The sequence below is a fragment of the Moorena sp. genome, from assembly GCF_982860115.1.
Genome location: NZ_CEYLVT010000324.1, coordinates 3,591 through 6,607, shown reverse-complemented (window position 1 = coordinate 6,607; position 3,017 = coordinate 3,591). Strand labels below are relative to the sequence as shown.

The 3,017-nt window shown below is 48.2% G+C and carries 3 protein-coding genes; 2 read left to right on the top strand and 1 reads right to left on the bottom strand.

All coding sequences use genetic code 11. The features are described from left to right. Nucleotides 1–143 precede the first annotated feature (143 nt). Complete coding sequence (locus AC4II3_RS30430) at nt 144–374, top strand: hypothetical protein (RefSeq protein ID WP_490722998.1); 231 nt, start codon at nt 144–146, stop codon at nt 372–374. Continuing rightward, on the top strand, nt 371–634 hold the full coding sequence (locus AC4II3_RS30425; RefSeq protein ID WP_488029427.1) for a hypothetical protein: 264 nt from the start codon (nt 371–373) through the stop codon (nt 632–634). The genes AC4II3_RS30430 and AC4II3_RS30425 overlap by 4 nt, the downstream gene beginning before the upstream one ends. A gap of 27 nt (nt 635–661) precedes the next feature. Here AC4II3_RS30425 and AC4II3_RS30420 read toward each other — a convergent pair. Next, a partial coding sequence (locus tag AC4II3_RS30420) for a WD40 domain-containing protein (protein WP_490722997.1) occupies nt 662–3,017 on the bottom strand: 2,356 nt, incomplete at its 5' end.

Genomic DNA, 3,017 nt, shown 5'->3' with positions numbered 1-3,017 from the left:
ACTGGCATCTTGGGTAGAACTGGCATCTTGGGTAGAACTGGCATCTTGGGTAGAACTGGCATCTTGCCAGTTTCCTCCTTATTTTCGAGCGGGCAGGATGCCCACTCTACTGCTATTCATTACTTGATTCAGCAACGCCTACTTTGGAAGTAAAATCACCAACATCCCTATTAGTTTGGTCGGGTGTGATGGAACCAACAGAAGCACAATATCTAATTCTCAATGCCTTGGATACCTTAGGGTTACTAGAAAATACTGTTTATGACCAAGACAATGGCATTTGGTACATCAGCACTGCTAGCCTTCTGCTGCCCTTTGCTATGCTTTTACCAAATGGTGAAATTACCCCGATTACACCTGTAGCCGAATTATGAAGCCCTTAAGTGAATTACAACAACAGCAATATCAACGAATGATAGAACTCTCCACTCTGGCTCGTCAGCGATATCTGGACTCCGGAGGAGATCCAAACCGAGCCTCAGGGAGTCTACACAATCAAAATTATATGACTGCGGAAGAACAGCAGGAATTCTTGATATTAGCTAGGGCACTTTCCGGGATTTATACGAATAATGGTTATGTTTACTGTCAAGGGCGCTCTTGGAAATTACCGGAAGTCTTGAATCACGACTAGAGGGGAGAGTGTGGGTAAAACCTACCCCTACTCCCTTCTTCCTTTGATACCACAAATTTTCCTTAAGTCTTTTTCCTCTTCATGAGTGACTAGGTAATCATGGAGCCAATTACAACTCTTTGCGACTAAATCATCTAAATCGAAATTCCATAAAATTACCGTCTTGTCACTACTAGCAGAAGCAAGAGTTTTGCCGTCTCGGCTAAAGGCCACGCTATTGACAGCTTTGCTATGTCCGGTGAAGGTGTGTAGTTCTTTGCCTTGGAGATTCCATAGTTTCACGGTGTTGTCATCACTAGCAGTAGCGATAGTATTGCCATCTGGGCTAAAGGCAACGCTATTGACCCAATCCCTATGTGCGGTGAGGGTGTGCAGGAGTTGGCCTTGGAGATTCCACAGTTTCACGGTGTTGTCGAAACTAGCAGTAGCCATAGTATTGCCATCTGGGCTAAAGGCCACGCTAGTGACAAACTTGCTATGGCCAGTGAGGGTGAGCAGGAGTTGGCCTTGGAGATTCCACAGTTTCACGGTGTTGTCGAAACTAGCAGTAGCCATAGTATTGCCATCTCGGCTAAAGGCCACGCTATAGAAAGCTGCCCTTCCAGTGAGGGTGTGCAGGAGTTTGCCTTGGTAATTCCACAGTTTCACCGTCTTGTCTTCACTAGCAGAAGTGATAGTCATCCCATCTGGGCTAAAGGCTACGCTAGTGACAGGTGCGCCATGTCCAGTGAGGGTGTGCAGGGGTTTGCCTTTGAGATTCCACAGTTTCACGGTGTTGTCGAAACTAGCAGTAGCGATAGTATTGCCATCTCGGCTAAAGGCTACGCTAGTGACAGGTGCGCCATGTCCAGTGAGGGTGTGCAGTTCTTTGCCTTGGAGAGTCCACAGTTTCACGGTGTTGTCTCTACTAGCCGTAGCGATAGTATTGCCATCTGGGCTAAAGACCACGCTATTGACCCAATCCCTATGTCCAGTGAGGGTATGCAGTTCTTTGCCTCGGTGATTCCACAGTTTCACTGTGTTGTCTCTACTAGCAGTAGCGATAGTATTGCCATCTCGGCTAAAGGTGACCCTATTGACCCAATCCCTATGTCCAGTGAGGGTATGCAGTTCTTTGCCTTGGTGATTCCACAGTTTCACCGTGTTGTCATCACTAGCAGTAGCGATAGTATTGCCATCTCGGCTAAAGGTGACCCTATTGACAGAATCCCTATGTCCAGTGAGGGTATGCAGTTCTTTGCCTTGGAGAGTCCACAGTTTCACGGTGTTGTCTCTACTAGCCGTAGCGATAGTATTGCCATCTGGGCTAAAGACCACGCTATTGACCCAATGCCTATGTCCAGTGAGGGTGTGCAGTTCTTTGCCTTTGAGATTCCACAGTTTCACGGTGTTGTCGAAACTAGCAGTAGCGATAGTATTGCCATCTCGGCTAAAGGTAACGCTAGTGACAGGTGCCCTATGTCCAGTGAGGGTGCGCAGGTATTTGCCTTCGCGATTCCACAGTTTCACGGTGCCCTCATCACTAGCAGTAGCGATAGTATTGCCATCTCGGCTAAAGGCCACGCTATTGACAGAATCCCTATGTCCAGTGAGGGTGTGCAGGGGTTTGCCTTGCCGATTCCACAGTTTCACGGTGCCCTCATCACTAGCAGTAGCGATAGTATTGCCATCTCGGCTAAAGGCCACGCTTTTGACAGGGTAGCTATGTCCGGTCAGGGTGTGTAGTTCCTTGCCCTTGAGATTCCACACTTTCACGGTGTTGTCATCACTCCCAGAAGCGATAGTTTGGCCATCTCGGCTAAAGGCTACGCTATTGACATCATCGCTATGTCCAGTGAGGGTGCGCAGGTATTTGCCTTGATGATTCCACAGTTTCACCGTGTTGTCATCACTCGCAGAAGCAATCATCTGGCCATTTTGGCTAAAGGCCACGCTATTGACAGATTTGCTATGCCTGGTGAGGGTGAGAGTGAGCGGTTCCTTTTGTTCTAGATTCCACAGTTTCACCGTGTTGTCATCACTCGCAGAAGCGATAGCCTTACCATCTCGGCTAAAGGCCACGCTTGTGACAAGGTAGCTATGTCCTAGGGTGTGCAGTTCTTTGCCCTCTAAATTCCGCCGTTTCACGGTGTTTTCATCACTAGCAGAAGCGATAGTCTGGCCATCATAGCTAAAGGCCACGCTTGTGAGAGCTAAGTTATGTCCGGAGAAGGTTTTTAGGTGTTTGCCTTGCCGATTCCACAGTTTCACCGTGTTGTCATCACTAACAGAAGCGATAGTTTGGCCGTCTGGGCTAAAGGCAACCCTATTAACCCAACCACTATGTCCGGTGAGGGTGTGCAGTTCTTTGCCTTGCAGACTCCACAGTTTCACGGTGTTGTCC